The organism is Mesorhizobium sp. KR9-304 (assembly GCF_040049215.1).
In the GTDB taxonomy this organism is placed as follows: domain Bacteria; phylum Pseudomonadota; class Alphaproteobacteria; order Rhizobiales; family Rhizobiaceae; genus Mesorhizobium_K.
On record NZ_JBDZDN010000001.1, the window covers coordinates 1,611,535 to 1,624,045 of the forward strand.

The 12,511-nt window shown below is 63.8% G+C and carries 14 protein-coding genes; 7 read left to right on the forward strand and 7 right to left on the reverse strand.

The window, feature by feature from the left end:
* Positions 1 to 25: 25 nt before the first annotated feature.
* Positions 26 to 730: a Tim44/TimA family putative adaptor protein gene (locus ABLE71_RS07650; RefSeq protein ID WP_348782746.1), complete on the reverse strand. Its 705-nt coding sequence runs from the start codon at positions 728 to 730 to the stop codon at positions 26 to 28.
* 219 nt (positions 731 to 949) lie between these two features.
* Here ABLE71_RS07650 and ABLE71_RS07655 point away from each other — a divergent pair, with 219 nt between their 5' ends.
* From ABLE71_RS07655 to ABLE71_RS07665, 3 genes are all read left to right on the forward strand, one after another.
* Entirely contained in the window at positions 950 to 1,444 is a 495-nt protein-coding gene (locus ABLE71_RS07655; RefSeq protein ID WP_348782747.1) for an FxsA family protein, read from the forward strand.
* A 158-nt stretch (positions 1,445 to 1,602) separates the two neighbouring features.
* Positions 1,603 to 2,100 carry a protein-export chaperone SecB gene (secB, locus tag ABLE71_RS07660; RefSeq protein ID WP_348782748.1) on the forward strand — a complete coding sequence of 166 codons (498 nt, stop codon included), beginning with the start codon at positions 1,603 to 1,605 and terminating at the stop codon, positions 2,098 to 2,100.
* Between the two features lie 151 nt (positions 2,101 to 2,251).
* Positions 2,252 to 3,115 (forward strand): DMT family transporter, encoded by an 864-nt coding sequence (locus ABLE71_RS07665; protein WP_348782749.1) that lies wholly within the window; start codon positions 2,252 to 2,254, stop codon positions 3,113 to 3,115.
* Between the two features lie 18 nt (positions 3,116 to 3,133).
* Here the strand turns inward: ABLE71_RS07665 and ABLE71_RS07670 are convergent, their stop codons facing one another.
* The 6 genes from ABLE71_RS07670 to ABLE71_RS07695 form a co-directional block, all read right to left on the reverse strand.
* Positions 3,134 to 3,385 (reverse strand): hypothetical protein, encoded by a 252-nt coding sequence (locus ABLE71_RS07670; protein ID WP_348782750.1) that lies wholly within the window; start codon positions 3,383 to 3,385, stop codon positions 3,134 to 3,136.
* Between the two features lie 55 nt (positions 3,386 to 3,440).
* On the reverse strand, positions 3,441 to 4,154 hold the full coding sequence (dnaQ, locus tag ABLE71_RS07675) for a DNA polymerase III subunit epsilon (protein ID WP_348782751.1): 714 nt from the start codon (positions 4,152 to 4,154) through the stop codon (positions 3,441 to 3,443).
* Positions 4,155 to 4,320: 166 nt separating this feature from the next.
* Positions 4,321 to 4,920 carry a dephospho-CoA kinase gene (gene coaE, locus ABLE71_RS07680; protein ID WP_348782752.1) on the reverse strand — a complete coding sequence of 200 codons (600 nt, stop codon included), beginning with the start codon at positions 4,918 to 4,920 and terminating at the stop codon, positions 4,321 to 4,323.
* Complete coding sequence (locus ABLE71_RS07685) at positions 4,917 to 5,780, reverse strand: shikimate dehydrogenase (protein WP_348782753.1); 864 nt, start codon at positions 5,778 to 5,780, stop codon at positions 4,917 to 4,919. Before ABLE71_RS07685 ends, coaE begins: the two co-directional genes overlap by 4 nt.
* Positions 5,773 to 6,372 carry a Maf-like protein gene (locus tag ABLE71_RS07690; RefSeq protein ID WP_348782754.1) on the reverse strand — a complete coding sequence of 200 codons (600 nt, stop codon included), beginning with the start codon at positions 6,370 to 6,372 and terminating at the stop codon, positions 5,773 to 5,775. Before ABLE71_RS07690 ends, ABLE71_RS07685 begins: the two co-directional genes overlap by 8 nt.
* Positions 6,373 to 6,404: 32 nt before the next feature.
* The gene (locus ABLE71_RS07695; protein ID WP_348782755.1) at positions 6,405 to 7,244 is read right to left on the reverse strand and encodes a pyruvate, water dikinase regulatory protein; all 840 of its coding nucleotides are present in this window, start codon (positions 7,242 to 7,244) and stop codon (positions 6,405 to 6,407) included.
* A gap of 403 nt (positions 7,245 to 7,647) precedes the next feature.
* On the opposite strand from ABLE71_RS07695, the gene hemE reads away from it, so the two are divergent.
* The 4 genes from hemE (at position 7,648) to mnmE (ending at position 12,323) form a co-directional block, all read left to right on the forward strand.
* Positions 7,648 to 8,661, forward strand: coding sequence for a uroporphyrinogen decarboxylase (gene hemE / locus ABLE71_RS07700; protein ID WP_348782756.1), 1,014 nt, complete (start codon positions 7,648 to 7,650; stop codon positions 8,659 to 8,661).
* Positions 8,658 to 9,206 (forward strand): protoporphyrinogen oxidase HemJ, encoded by a 549-nt coding sequence (gene hemJ, locus ABLE71_RS07705; RefSeq protein ID WP_348782757.1) that lies wholly within the window; start codon positions 8,658 to 8,660, stop codon positions 9,204 to 9,206. Before hemE ends, hemJ begins: the two co-directional genes overlap by 4 nt.
* 166 nt (positions 9,207 to 9,372) lie before the next feature.
* Complete coding sequence (gene rho / locus ABLE71_RS07710) at positions 9,373 to 10,638, forward strand: transcription termination factor Rho (protein ID WP_348782758.1); 1,266 nt, start codon at positions 9,373 to 9,375, stop codon at positions 10,636 to 10,638.
* 290 nt (positions 10,639 to 10,928) lie between these two features.
* Positions 10,929 to 12,323: a tRNA uridine-5-carboxymethylaminomethyl(34) synthesis GTPase MnmE gene (gene mnmE / locus ABLE71_RS07715; protein ID WP_348783693.1), complete on the forward strand. Its 1,395-nt coding sequence runs from the start codon at positions 10,929 to 10,931 to the stop codon at positions 12,321 to 12,323.
* Positions 12,324 to 12,511 lie beyond the last annotated feature (188 nt).

Genomic DNA, 12,511 nt, shown 5'->3' on the forward strand with positions numbered 1-12,511 from the left:
CGGTTCCGGGTACCGCCTTCGCCAATCAATCTTCCTCTTCGGTCGCGACGAGCTTCCAGTTCGGGTCCTTCGAGCGGGTGTCGCGGGCGAACGTCCAGACGTCCTTCACCTCGGCGACCGTCTCGGGGTCGCCGTCGATCACCTCGCCGGCCTTGTTGCGCGTCGCCGAGATGAGCTCGCTGACGATGCGCAGCGTCACATGCGCCTCGCCGCCCTTCATCTCCGCCGCGACGATGGCTGCCTTGTCGATGCCGACGAAGGAGGACTGGATCTTTTCCGACTTGGCCTCGCGATCGGAGATCGCCGCGACAAAACCGTCGAAGACCTCCCGCGACAAGAGGTTCTTCAGCGTCTTCCGGTCACCATCGGCATAGGCCATCACGATCATCTCATAGGCCATCTTGGCGCCGTCGACGAAGGTCTTCGGATCGAAGGACGGATCGGCGTCCTTGATCGCGCGCAGTCCCTTGTTCAGGTCGCTGCCCGGTTTCTCGAAGGCGTCGATTGAGGCATAGCTCTCGTCGCTTGCCTCGCCCGCCGCCTTCTTGCGCGGCAGCGAGACGACGTTTTCGGACTTCGCCGCGGCCTCCTTGGCGGTACGCGCGGCAGTATAGGGGTCGAAGGGCGGACGCTCGTTGCCCGTGCGGCGGCCAAGCACGTTGCGCAGCTGGAAAAAAATCACCACCGCCGCAACGAGGAAAAAAATCGTGCCGAAGTCGAAAAATTCCATGTGTGCCGCCAGTAGATCCCTTGCTTCGGCCCCATGATCCGGCCGTGAAACGGCTCGCCGCGCCGAGCAGGTTCCAATACCTGCATATAGAACGCATGCCGCCATCATTCAAATCAAAGGCGTGCATACCTATCTACCACGGAAAGCGCCAGCCGTAGCGGGCATTTGCCGCGCCGGTTAACGTTTTCGCCCAATTCTGCGGAAAGATACCAACCAACAATGCGATTGCCCGTTATTGCGCTTTTTCTTGTTGCGCTGCCCTTCCTCGAGATCGCCAGCTTCGTGGCCGTCGGGCGTCAGATCGGCGTATTCGCCACCCTGGCGCTCGTCATTGCCGCCGGCGTGCTCGGCGCTATCCTCCTGCGCGTCCAGGGCTTCGGCGTCATGGCCCGCGTCAGCAAGGAACTCGACGCCGGCCAGGACCCGAGCCGCGAGCTCGCCAACGGCGCCATGATCCTCGTCGCCGGCATCCTGCTGCTGATCCCGGGCTTCGTCACCGACATCATCGGCCTGCTGCTCTTCCTGCCGCCGGTGCGCGCGCTCGCCTGGCGCTTCCTGAAAAGCCGCGTCATCATATCGGCCGCCGGTTTCGGCGGTTTCGCGCGACCCGGCGCGCGCGGCAAGACGATCGATCTCGACGCCGACGAATACAGCACTCGGCCCGAGTCCGGGCCTCGCCCGGAATCGCCCTGGCGACGTATCGACCACGACTGAACCCCATGCTTGCGCCAGCCTTTCGGCTGGAATGACGGGTCGCGGCCAAACCTGCTGCCGAACCTTGTCTTGCCCGGACTGCCATGCTAGCCAACGCCCGATTTCAAAACCGGGCCGCTGCGCGGCGGCCCCTGTGATAGTGAACAAGGAACCGGCTCATGGCCAATGAAGAAAAGCCGGCAGGCGCAACCACCAACGGAGACGGCGCCAAAGCGGCACTCAACGTTCTCGCCCAATATGTGAAGGATCTCTCCTTCGAGAGCCCGGGCGCGCCGAACTCGCTGCGCGGCCGCGACAAAGCGCCCGGCATTGCTATCAACGTCAACGTCAACGCCAATCCGATGTCGGAGAAGGAATTCGACGTCAACCTGACGCTGACCGCCAAGGCGTCCTTCGAAAAGGACGTGCTGTTCAACGTCGAGCTGGTCTACGGCGGCGTCTTCCGCATCGAGGGTTTTCCGCAGGAGCACATGCTGCCGCTGCTGTTCATCGAATGCCCGCGGCTGCTCTTCCCCTTCGCCCGCCAGATCATCGCCGAGGCGACCCGTAACGGCGGCTTCCCGCCGCTGATGCTCGATCCTATCGACTTCGCGCAGATGTTCCAGCAGAAGCTCGCCGATGACCAGGCCAAGGCGGCGAAGGTTCAGGTCAGCTGAGCCGCCGAACTTGAGCACGAACGAAACCCGGCCTCGCGCCGGGTTTTTGTTGCGCCCGTTTTGTTGAGCCCGTCGTTTTGCCTGTCTGGCCCTTGTCCAATCCTCGGCCGAACTGCCTTGTCCGCGCCCGATGACAGTCTTGCAAACGCACATGGACCGAACGGCAAGCGGATGGGTCAACGGACTCGTCGGCGTCGTTATCTTCAGCGCTTCGCTGCCCGCCACCAGGGTAGCGGTTCTTGAATTCGATCCGCTGTTCCTCACCGCGGCGCGCGCGGCGATCGCCGGGCTGCTTGGCCTCGGCCTGCTGCTTCTGTTCAGGGAAAAGCGTCCGTCGCGCAGCGATCTGACGTCCCTTTTCATCGTTGCCATCGGCGTCGTCGTCGGCTTTCCGCTGTTGACGGCGCTTGCCCTCCAATACGTCACGTCGGCACACTCGATCGTGTTCATCGGGCTGTTTCCGCTCTCGACCGCGATATTCGGCGTGTTGCGCGGCGGCGAGCGGCCAAAGCCCGCCTTCTGGCTGTTCTCCACGCTCGGCAGCGCGCTGGTCGCCGGCTTTGCCTTGATGCAGGGGCTGGCCGCCTCGCCGGCGGGCGACGCGCTGATGCTCGCCGCCATCGTCGTCTGCGGGCTTGGTTATGCCGAAGGCGCAAAACTGTCGCGCACGCTCGGCGGATGGCAGGTCATCTCCTGGGCGCTCGTCCTGTCGCTGCCGGTGATGCTCGTGCTGTCGATCGCCACCCTGCCGCCGTCGTTTGCGGCGATTGGGCTGCCTGCGTGGACCGGCCTGGCCTACGTGTCGGTCTTCAGCATGCTGGTCGGCTTCGTCTTCTGGTATCGCGGCCTTGCCCAGGGCGGCATCGCCGCCGTCGGCCAGCTGCAGCTGCTGCAGCCCTTCTTCGGGCTGGCAATCGCCGCCGCCCTGCTCGGCGAGCCTGTTACATGGTCGATGCTGTTGATCACCGCCGGGGTGATCGCGTGCGTCTTCGGCGCCCGGAAGTTTGCCAAGTAGAGCAGAAGACGGCTTGGGCTAGTTCCGATAATCTTCCAGCGCCCTGCCAAACGCCCGAATCGCAACACCGGGTTCTATCGCCATCATGGCCTTGGCCATCTCTTTGAAGCTGGACGTTTCAATGCAAACGTCAAACCCCGATTTTCGCTTCGGTCCGGCCGACAAGAACCGAATTGTCACTTCATACAGGCTGACTTCAGCAATGGTGCCTGTGTAAGTCTGACGGCTTCTGCCAGTCGAGTTCGGGAAACGATCAACCCTAATTGCCATGCTTCCCTCCTGTTAGAATCTGCCAAGCGAGGGGCTCGGTCCGGGTTTGCCGATATTACGCCGCTGCCCCCTCGCCCATCTGCAGCCATATGGCCTTCTCGCCGAGATCCTTGACCAACAGGCCGTGCGCCGCGAGATCCGCTTCGGTCAGGCGCGGCGCCAGCGGCACCGGCCTCTGGCGGATGCTGATTTCGATCGTCGTGATCTCGATCGTCGTCGACGAGCCCGAGACGATTGTGTCGAGGCCGAGCGCCGCCTGCTTGCCGCCGATCAGCTCGATATAGACTTCCGCCAGCAGTTCGGAATCGAGCAGCGCGCCGTGCTTGGTGCGGCGGCTGTTGTCGATGCCGTAGCGGCGGCAGAGCGCGTCGAGCGAGTTCGGCCCCATCGGATGCTTGCGCTTGGCGATCGCCAGCGTGTCGACGACGCGGCCCTGGTCGACCGCCGGCTGGCCGAGCCGCGCCAGCTCCGCATTGATGAAGGCGATGTCGAAGCCGGCATTGTGGGCGACCAGATGCGCGCCGTCGATGAAGGCGACGAATTCTTCCGCTATGTCGGCGAAGGTCGGCTTGTCGACGAGATCGGCCGCGCTGATGCCATGGACGGCCTGCGCTTCGGCATTGATCTGGCGGCCCTGCGGATTGAGGTATCTGTGGAAGGTGCGGCCGGTCGGGAAGCGGTTGACCAGTTCGATGCCGCCGAGCTCGATGACGCGCTCGTCGCGCCAGTCCAGCCCCGTTGTCTCGGTGTCGAAGACGATTTCCCGCATCGAATCAGTTTCTCCTTGCGGAAAAATCATGGGATGCATGGCGCGGCCGCGCAAGGTTGGCCTGACCTCTCCCCCACTTTGATGGAGAAGTGTCGAGGCCCGAATGGCCGAGACCATGAGGGCTTCGCTGCCGCAATTGCCCTTTGCCTCAGCGGCCGTCGCGGCGCTATGCTCCCTCCGGCCGCTTCCCCGTCAGCCTCTCGATGATATCCGCCACCGCCTGGCGGGCCGCGTCCATGCCCTCGCCGGTGTCGATGACGAAATCGGCCATGCGCCGCTTCGCCGCGTCCGGCACCTGCTGGACGAGGATTTTCTCGAACTTCTCCTCGGTCATGCCCGGCCGCGACAGCACCCGCTCGCGCTGCACCTGAGGCTCGGCGGTCACCACCGCCACCTGGTCGACGCGCTCCTCGCCTCCCGTCTCGTAGAGCAGCGGTATGTCGACGACCGCCAGCGGCGCGCCTGCCGTATGTTGCCGTTTGAGGAAGGCCGTGGCGTCGGCGCGCACCAGCGGATGCACGATCGCCTCGAGCCGTTTCAGCGCCGCCTGGTCGCCGAGCACGCGCTCGGCGAGCTTGACCCGGTCGACCACGCCGTCCGCCGTCGTGCCGGGAAAAGCGGCTTCCACCAGCGGCACGGCCTTGCCGCGATAGAGCCTGTGCACCGCCTCGTCGGATTCATGCACCGGCACGCCGAAATCGGCAAACATCTTCGCCGTCGTCGACTTGCCCATGCCGATCGAGCCCGTCAGGCCGAGCACGATCATGATTTTGCAGCCGATGCCTTTGCCATGTCGGCGATGATCATCCCACGCAACTCTTCCGTCACCTCCGGCCGTCTCCCGAACCAGCGCTCGAAGCCGGGCGCCGCCTGGTGGAGCAGCATGCCGAGCCCGTCGACCGTCTTCAGCCCGCACCGCCGCGCGGCGGCAAGCAGCGGCGTCTCCAATGGGACGTAGACGATGTCTGTAACGATCGCATGCCGCGGCAGCGCTTGCGGATCGGCCGGCAGTTCGCCGGCTCCCGCCTTGCCGGCCATGCCGAGCGCCGTCGTGTTGACCAGCAGGCCGGCATCCGAAAGCAGCTCTGTCGTCACCGCGACCGGATGCGCCGAGACATCCGGACCGAAGCGGTCGGCTAGCTCGACCGCCCGCGCGAGCGTCCGGTTCGTCACGCGAATGTCGGCAAAACCGCGCTCCTTCAGCGCGTGGATGACCGCCCGCGCCGCGCCGCCGGCGCCCAGCACCACCGCCGCGCCAAGCTTCGTCCAGCCGGGCGCCCGTTCGTCGAGATTGGCCGCGAACCCTTCGGCGTCCGTGTTGCCGCCACAGAGCACCCCGTCCTCGAACCACAGCGTGTTGACCGCGCCGATCCGTTCAGCCGCCCCGTCCCGCCGTACCGCCGCCGCGAAGGCTGCCTCCTTGTGCGGAATGGTGACATTGCCGCCGGCAAAACCTCGCTGCCCGAGCGCCGCGAAGAAACCCGCCGCGTCCTCCGGCGTCACATCGATCGCCTCGTAGCTGCCCGCAATGCCATATCTCCTCAGCCAGTAGCCGTGGATGGCAGGCGAACGCGAATGCGCGATCGGATGCCCGCAGACGAAGGCCTTTTTCGCCATGTCAGCCATCGATCGCGCCGAGTTCGCGCAATTCCTTGAGCAGCGGCAGCAGCGGCAGGCCGACGATCGTGAAGTGATCGCCCTCGATCTTCTCGAACAGCTGAATGCCCTCGCCCTCGATCTGGTAAGCGCCGACCGAGTTCAGCGCCATCGGCCCGACCCGCGCCAGGTGCCTGCCGATGAAGGCCGGCTCGAGCTTGCGCATCGTCAGCCGGGCGATGCCGACGTCGCGCCACAGCGCCTCGCCGTTCCTGGCCAGCACGGCGGCGCTGTTCAGCTGGTGCGTCCGGCCGGACAGCTTCAGCAGGTGCCGCCTCGCATCCTCCATGTCCTTCGGCTTGTGGAACAGCTCGTCACCCAGCGACAGCGTCTGGTCGCAGCCGAGCACCAGCCGGCCGGGCTGCCTTTCGCTGACCTCCAGCGCCTTCGCCTCGGCCAGCACCTGCGCCACGTCTTCCGGCGACGCGCCGGTGCCTTCAAGAGTTTGTTCGACCGCGCGCTCGTCGATATCGGCCGGCACGACGTCGACAACAACCCCCGCCGCTTCCAGCATCGTCTTGCGAAACTGGCTGCCCGACGCCAGCACTATTCTTTCGGCCATTTATTTCCTACCCGTTCGCGTGCCGCCTGTCGCTATAGCACGCCGCCGCCCGACTTCACCTTGCCCCTCAGCGCAACGATCGCCGCCGCCGTCTCCTCGATCGAGCGGCGGCTGACATCGATCATCGGCCAGCCGTGGCGGGTGAATATCTGCCTTGCATAGGTGAGCTCCTCGGTAATCGCCGCGCGATCGGCATAGATCTCGGCGTCGAAACCCGGCGTTGCCCCAAGCAGCCGGTTCTGGCGCACCTGCGAGATGCGCTCGGCCGTTGCGATCAGCCCGACGATCAGCGGATTCTTTGCCCTCGTCAGGCTGTCGGGCACGGGCACGCCGATCACGATCGGGATGTTTGCGGTCTTGATGCCGCGGTTGGCGAGATAGATCGAGGTCGGCGTCTTCGACGTCCTGGATATGCCGACCAGCACGATATCGGCCTGGTCGGCCTCCTCCGGTAGCTGGCCGTCATCATGCTCCATGGTGAAGTTCAGCGCGTCGATGCGGCGGAAATATTCCGCGTCGAGCACATGCTGGGCGCCGACGCGCCGGCCGGCCGGCGTACCGAGATAGGACTGGAAGACGGTAAGCACCGGTTCCAGGACGGACACGCAGGGCAGCCCCATCGCCGCGCAGCGCTCATCGATCTGCCGAGCCAGTCCCTGGTCGACCACCGTATAGAGCACGATGCCAGGCTCCTCCTCTATGTCCTCGAAAACCTTCGCCAGCTGCTTTTCGGTGCGGATCAGCGGAAAGATGTGCTCGATGGCGCGCGCGTCCTTGTATTGCGCCGAAACCGCGCGGCCGGCGGCAATCAGTGTCTCGCCGGTGGCGTCGGAGATCAGATGGAGATGGAAGAAGCTCTGCGGTTTCGTCATTCATACACGGGATTTGGGGGTGGCTGTGATCTGCTGTGGACAAGACGGGAGGATTTCGGCTGCTTCGGCGGGCGACTGTATCAGATGGCCAGATGTCCACAATTCGCCCTGCCTTGGAGATCGTTCTCCGGTCTGGGAAGACTATGGGGACAAAACCAGCCTCCGGCACGCGGCGCCAAACCGTTCTATATCGGGCGTTGCCCAAGTAGCGGCAAAACCACGCAGAATCCGGTTCGTCCCCAGACTTGTCCTTTCCCGGTGAATGTTCGTCCTGTAAGGAAGCTCCACCTTCCGGCAGCTGCCTGGGGACAATTCGCAACCACCGATTCCCACAGAGTCTAAGAACTAGAAAACAGAAAGAATCTAAGTTTTGGTTTTAGAGAGTACCCCGGGACAACGCGTCATGCTGGATGTGCTGAGGGGCAAAACCGCCTTTCCTCCGCCCGTCTGGATGATGCGCCAGGCCGGTCGCTATCTGCCCGAATACCGCGAAACCCGTAAGAGAGCAGGGAGCTTCCTCGACCTCTGCTACAATCCCGACCTCGCCGTCGAGGTGACGCTGCAGCCGATCCGGCGCTTTGGTTTCGACGCCTCGATCCTCTTTTCCGATATTCTGGTCGTTCCGCATGCGCTTGGCCGCGACCTGCACTTCGAGGAGGGACGCGGTCCGCTGATGACGCCGCTCGAGGTGGCTGAAATCGACGGCCTGGAGACGGAAAGGTTTCACGTGAATCTTTCGCCGATCTACGAGACCGTCCGACGCCTGCGCGCCGATCTGCCGGACGAAACCACGCTCATAGGATTCTGCGGCGCGCCCTGGACGGTCGCCACCTATATGATCGCCGGCCACGGCACGCCCGACCAGGCGCCGGCCCGGCTTTTCGCTTACCGCCATCCGCAGGCTATGAGGCGGCTCCTGAAGCTGCTGGCGGACCAGTCCGCGGCCTATCTCATCCGCCAGATCGATGCCGGGGCCGACGTGGTGCAGATATTCGATTCCTGGTCGGGTGTCCTCGATGGGGCCGGTTTCCAGGCCAGCTGTGTCGAACCCGTCGCCGAGATCGTGCGCCAGGTGCACGCCGCGCATCCGGATGTGCCGGTCGTCGCTTTCCCCAAGGGCGCCGGCAGCCGCTACGACGGCTATCGCGCGGCGACAGGCGCCGCCGCGCTCGGCCTCGACTGGACCGTGCCGCTGGCCCAGGCGCGGTGCTTGCAGAAGGACGGCGCCGTGCAGGGCAATCTCGATCCGCAGCGGCTTGTCGCCGGTGGCGAAGCGCTCAGCGAGGGGATCGAAGCGATACTGGACGCCCTCGGCGACGGCCCGCTGGTCTTCAACCTTGGCCATGGCATCACGCCTGAAACGCCGATCGCCCATGTCGAGGCGATGATCTCGCAGGTCAGGAGCGCCCGAAAATGAACGAGAAGACGAGCAGTATCGGACCACGCCCGGGCGGGGCGCAAGCCATGACGCGGGCTCTTGTTGCGGTAGTGGTGTTCCTGGCGCTGACGGCCTTCGTCTTCTGGCTCTACCCCGAAAACTTCTATCTCTGGGCCAAGGCGGTCCATGTTATCGCGGTGATCGCCTGGATGGCCGGCATGCTCTATCTGCCGCGCCTCTTCGTCTATCATTCGGAGGTTCCTGTCGGTTCGCCGCAGGCGGAAACCTTCAAGGTGATGGAGCGCCGGCTGCTGCGCGCCATCATCAATCCGGCGATGATCGTCACCTGGGTATTGGGCCTGTGGCTTGCCTGGGATGGCTTCGGCTTCAAGGGCGGCTGGCTGCACGCCAAGATCGCGCTCGTGCTCGCCATGTCGGGCGTGCACGGCTATCTGTCGGCGTCGGTCCGCCGCTTCGCCGACGACCGCAACGAAAAGTCGCCCCGCCACTGGCGCATCGTCAACGAGATCCCCACATTGCTGATGATCGCCATCGTGATTCTGGTCATCGTAAAGCCGTTCTGACGGCGGCAGCGATTCGTGGCTTGCTCTTTGCGGGCAGCGCCGCTAGAAGACGATTCTTCCTTTCCCGTCCTGTGCCGCCTCCCTGCCCACTGGCCCGGCCGCACCGACGACAATCGCGTTAGACGATCCGCATTCCCCACCAATTTCCCACCCAGAGTCCATCTATATGCAGGAAATGAAACTCGCAGAGTTCAAGAACAAGAAGCCGCCGGAGCTGATCGCTTACGCGGAATCGCTCGAGGTCGAGAACGCCAGCGTCATGCGCAAGCAGGAGCTGATGTTCGCGATCCTGAAGAAGCTGGCAGGCCAGGACATCGAGATCATTGGCGACGGCGTCGTCGAGGTGCTGCAGGACGGCTTCGGCTTCCTCCGCTCGGCAAACGCCAACTATCTGCCGGGTCCCGACGACATCTATATCTCGCCGTCGCAGATCCGGCGCTTCTCGCTGAAGACCGGCGATACGGTCGAGGGACCGATCCGCAGCCCCAAGGAGGGTGAACGCTACTTCGCCCTGCTCAAGGTCAATACGATCAATTTCGACGATCCGGAGAAGATCCGGCACAAGATCCACTTCGACAATCTGACGCCGCTTTACCCGACGGAACGGCTGCGTATGGAGGTCGAGAACCCGACTGGCAAGGACATCACGTCGCGGGTCATCGACTTGGTAGCGCCGATCGGCAAGGGCCAGCGTTCCCTGATCGTCGCGCAGCCGCGCACCGGCAAGACGGTGATCCTCCAGAACATCGCGCACTCGATCACCGCCAACCATCCCGAGTGCTACCTCATCGTCTTGCTTATCGACGAGCGCCCCGAGGAAGTGACGGACATGCAGCGTTCGGTGAAGGGCGAGGTCGTGTCCTCAACCTTCGACGAACCGGCTTCTCGCCACGTGCAGGTCGCCGAAATGGTCATCGAGAAGGCCAAGCGCCTGGTCGAGCACGGCCGCGACGTCGTCATCCTGCTCGACTCAATCACCCGTCTCGGCAGGGCCTACAACACCGTGGTGCCGTCTTCCGGCAAGGTGCTCACCGGCGGCGTCGACGCCAACGCGCTGCAGCGCCCGAAGCGCTTCTTCGGCGCGGCGCGCAACATCGAAGAAGGCGGGTCGCTCACCATTATCGCGACCGCGCTGATCGACACCGGCAGCCGCATGGACGAAGTGATCTTCGAAGAATTCAAGGGCACCGGCAACTCGGAAATCGTGCTCGACCGCAAGGTTGCCGACAAGCGCATCTATCCGGCGATGGACATCCTGAAATCCGGTACCCGCAAGGAAGATCTGCTGGTTACGAAGGCCGACCTGCAAAAGATCTTCGTGCTGCGCCGTATCCTGGCTCCGATGGGTACCACCGACGCGATCGAGTTCCTCATCGACAAGCTGAAGCAGACCAAGACCAACGCGGACTTCTTCGACTCGATGAATACGTGACCCGACGAGGCCGGATGTCGGCCTCGATTCGGACTCGGAACGAGTGGGCGCGACGTTAATGATCCGTTAACCATGATGGATCGGCAGCTGATGCCACGCCCGGCGGCGGTCCTTCGAAGCTCGCTGCGACCGTTCCCGGAAGAGGTCGGCCTTGCATCACGGGTGGCCGTCCTGTGCTAAGGTAAATCAGGCAATGAAGGGGCTCCGCAGCTGCCTGGAGGGAGTGACAGGCAGCTACTCCCCCATCGTGAGCGAGCGGAGCGAGCCTCGAAGGACGCACCGTGAGTTCCATCGACTTCCCCGACACCATCGTCGCGCTATCCAGCGGCCGCTTGCCCGCCGGCATCGCGGTCATCCGCATCTCTGGTAAACAGACTCGATTCGCACTCGAAACGATCTCTGGCGAGCTTCCTGAACCGCGCCTTGCGAGCTACGGCGCCCTGCGCGCGCCCGCCGGTGCAAAGATCGATTCGGGCCTGATACTATTTTTCCCTGCGCCGCGCAGCTTCACCGGCGAGGACTGCGCCGAGTTCCAGATCCATGGCGGCAAGGCGGTGGTTGCCGCAATTCTCGCCGCCTTGACCGGCATCCCAGGGGTCCGCCACGCCGAAGCTGGCGAGTTCACCCGCCGCGCCTTTCTCAACGGCAAATTGGACCTGACTGAGACCGAGGCTCTCGCCGACCTCATTTCGGCCGAGACCGAAGCCCAGCGCCGCCTGGCCGTCCTGAACGCCGACGGCGCCCAGTCGAACCTCTATTCAGGCTGGCGTCAGCGTCTCATCCACGCCAGGGCCATGATCGAGGCGGAACTCGACTTCGCCGACGAGTTGGACGTTCCGGGATCGGTGGCCGATATTGTCTGGGCAGACATGGAAAAGCTGCTCGGCGAGATCCGCGAGCATATAAGTGGCTTCCACCGCGCTGAGATGATCCGTGACGGCTACGATGTCGTCATCGTCGGTGCACCCAATGCCGGAAAGTCCAGCCTGTTGAATGCGCTCGCCCGCCGCGACGCGGCGATTGTCTCCGACGAGCCTGGCACGACCCGTGACTTGGTCGAGCTTGCTTTGGACCTGAACGGCATAAAGGTCCGCCTCACCGACACGGCCGGCATCCGCGAAGGTGCAGGCAAGGTAGAAGCGATCGGCATCGAACGCGCCCGGCAACGCGCCGAGAGCTCCGACCTCGTCCTGCTCCTGATCGACGCTACGGCTGAAGCCCCCGTCTTGCCCGTCCTCGTTAATCCCAATGTTATCCACATAGAGACAAAGGCCGACCTGGTGGCCGGCAGCTTGATAGGAGCCAAGGATATCAGTGCCGTGGCGGGCTTGGGACACATCGCGAACGCACGGGTTATCTCCACGGAGGCTGCAGACCAACCCCTTCTGATGGTCTCTTCCATCACAGGTCAGGGAATCGACCAACTCCTTGGTCTTTTAGCCGAAAGAGCCAAGCATGCAGTGGGCGAAGCCGGCGATGTCCTTCCCTCGCGGCTGCGCCACATTGAACTGTTGCGAGAGACCGCGGCCCATCTGGAATCCGCCTTGGTGGCCGACGGTCGCGGCCTTGAACTTCGCGCCGACGATCTTCGGCTCGCTGCGGACCGGCTCGGCAGGATTTCGGGCGCAGTCGATGTCGAGGACCTGCTCAACGTCATCTTCTCGCAATTCTGCATTGGCAAGTAGTACGGGAAGGGACGACCGGATTCCGGCGTTTCGCATTGCGGCTGAGACGATTAGTGGATCGCCGCTATGCAGGGTCATTTGGTTCGAATGACACGATGACCATGCAGCCTGACGTTATTCTAACCAACTCTTCGCGGCGTACGAACGTCGGCTTGATATAGGTTTTCATTGCCCAGCTCCCGCAATGT

What these genes read in the sequence shown, in the direction of transcription:
- ABLE71_RS07665 (WP_348782749.1), top strand. Translation starts at nt 2,252, where the DNA reads ATGGACCGAACGGCAAGCGGATGGGTCAACGGACTCGTCGGCGTCGTT.
- ABLE71_RS07650 (WP_348782746.1), bottom strand. Translation starts at nt 730, where the DNA reads ATGGAATTTTTCGACTTCGGCACGATTTTTTTCCTCGTTGCGGCGGTG.
- ABLE71_RS07655 (WP_348782747.1), top strand. Translation starts at nt 950, where the DNA reads ATGCGATTGCCCGTTATTGCGCTTTTTCTTGTTGCGCTGCCCTTCCTC.
- hemE (WP_348782756.1), top strand. Translation starts at nt 7,648, where the DNA reads ATGCTGGATGTGCTGAGGGGCAAAACCGCCTTTCCTCCGCCCGTCTGG.
- ABLE71_RS07670 (WP_348782750.1), bottom strand. Translation starts at nt 3,385, where the DNA reads ATGGCAATTAGGGTTGATCGTTTCCCGAACTCGACTGGCAGAAGCCGT.
- rho (WP_348782758.1), top strand. Translation starts at nt 9,373, where the DNA reads ATGCAGGAAATGAAACTCGCAGAGTTCAAGAACAAGAAGCCGCCGGAG.
- ABLE71_RS07695 (WP_348782755.1), bottom strand. Translation starts at nt 7,244, where the DNA reads ATGACGAAACCGCAGAGCTTCTTCCATCTCCATCTGATCTCCGACGCC.
- hemJ (WP_348782757.1), top strand. Translation starts at nt 8,658, where the DNA reads ATGAACGAGAAGACGAGCAGTATCGGACCACGCCCGGGCGGGGCGCAA.
- dnaQ (WP_348782751.1), bottom strand. Translation starts at nt 4,154, where the DNA reads ATGCGGGAAATCGTCTTCGACACCGAGACAACGGGGCTGGACTGGCGC.
- secB (WP_348782748.1), top strand. Translation starts at nt 1,603, where the DNA reads ATGGCCAATGAAGAAAAGCCGGCAGGCGCAACCACCAACGGAGACGGC.
- ABLE71_RS07685 (WP_348782753.1), bottom strand. Translation starts at nt 5,780, where the DNA reads ATGGCTGACATGGCGAAAAAGGCCTTCGTCTGCGGGCATCCGATCGCG.
- coaE (WP_348782752.1), bottom strand. Translation starts at nt 4,920, where the DNA reads ATGATCGTGCTCGGCCTGACGGGCTCGATCGGCATGGGCAAGTCGACG.
- ABLE71_RS07690 (WP_348782754.1), bottom strand. Translation starts at nt 6,372, where the DNA reads ATGGCCGAAAGAATAGTGCTGGCGTCGGGCAGCCAGTTTCGCAAGACG.